Annotated in this window: 1 protein-coding gene; it reads left to right on the forward strand. The window is 59.5% G+C overall.

What is annotated here, in order from left to right:
- The first annotated feature begins 133 nt into the window (after nucleotides 1-133).
- Nucleotides 134-1,483, forward strand: coding sequence for an IS4 family transposase (locus AC3WQZ_RS35625; RefSeq protein ID WP_454749772.1), 1,350 nt, complete (start codon nucleotides 134-136; stop codon nucleotides 1,481-1,483).
- Nucleotides 1,484-1,490: the final 7 nt, after the last annotated feature.

Genomic DNA, 1,490 nt, shown 5'->3' on the forward strand with positions numbered 1-1,490 from the left:
CATGCGGTTTTACACATCTTTGACCTTCCCAAGCGACCAGAGCGCCCAGGAAAGGCGTTTACTTTCAACGACTTGAAGCGGTACTTGTAAACTCCCTGAGTCTCGCGTTTACTGTCGCATTTTGGGTGACGCGTTGACGATTGAATCGACACACTGGGCAGCGACTGAGTTTGCCCACCTGGATCTCGGTGATGCGCGTCTCGACAGGCGAGCGAGAATGTTGATGGAGCGATTTGCGGCCGATCCGATGGCCAGCGTACCGAAGGCGTGCCACGGCTGGAGCGAGACCATGGGAGCGTATCGCTTCTTTGGCAACGACAGCGTTGACTGGCGCGATATTCTGGCGCCGCACTGGCAGCAGACCCAGCAGAGAATGGGGGCTGAGCCAGTCGTGCTGTGCCTTCAGGATACAACGGAACTTGATTTTAACGGTCAAGGGGCGATCGGTCTGGGGCCGCTGAGCTATGAGGCGCAGCGGGGTATGTATCTCCATCCGACCTACGCCGTCACGCCGCAACGCGAACCGCTTGGTGTGCTGGACGCATGGATGTGGGCGCGCGAGAAGCGGGATAAATTCGGCAAACGCGGCGGGCCAAAGGAAAGCTTGCGTTGGATTGAAGGTTACGAGCGCATTGCTGAAATGGCCCTGGAGCTGCCCAGCACGCGCTTGGTCTACGTTGCCGACCGCGAAGCCGACTTGATGGCATTGATGCTGCATGCCCAAGAACTCGGTACGCCTGCTGACTGGCTCATACGTGCGACCCACAATCGCTGCCTGCCGGATGGTGAGAAGCTCTGGCAGCGCACCATCAGCGGCAAGCCCATTGGCGAGATCGCTTTCACGATGGGGTCGCGCCATGGCATCAAGGCCCGCACCGTGCGTCAGCAACTCTGGGTGCAACGGGTTGATCTGCCAGCAGGTAAGGGCAAGACGGTCGCGGCGACGAGCATCGTTGCATGTGAGTTTGATGCGCCTGCCGGCGTCAAGCCAATCGAGTGGCGCCTCCTGACAAATCGCAGCGCAGCCAGCCTGGACGATGCGGTTGAGCTTATTGACTGGTACCGCGCGCGCTGGGAGATAGAGACGCTGTTCAACATCCTGAAGAACGCCTGTCGCGTTGAAGCGCTCCAGTTGTCGGCGATAGAGCGCCTTGAGCGCGCTTTGGCACTGTTCATGGTGGTCGCTTGGCGCATAGCGCATCTGATGCGACTCGGACGCACTTGCCCGGATCTGGACGCCGACTTGTTCTTCGACCCGGATGAAATACGCGGCGCCTACCTGCTGACCCGTGTCAAACAGCCTGCCAAGCCCACGCTGAATGAGGTGCTTCGCCTGATTGCACGCCTTGGCGGCTTCCTCGGCCGCAAGAGCGATGGCGAGCCCGGCGTGAAGACGATTTGGCTTGGCCTGAAAGAAGTTCATGTCGCTGCGAAGACTTTGCGAGGGTTACGATCCGTCGACGATGGGGACAGTTGTGTATAACCGCATG

This window comes from Cupriavidus sp. FW305-26 (assembly GCF_058787975.1).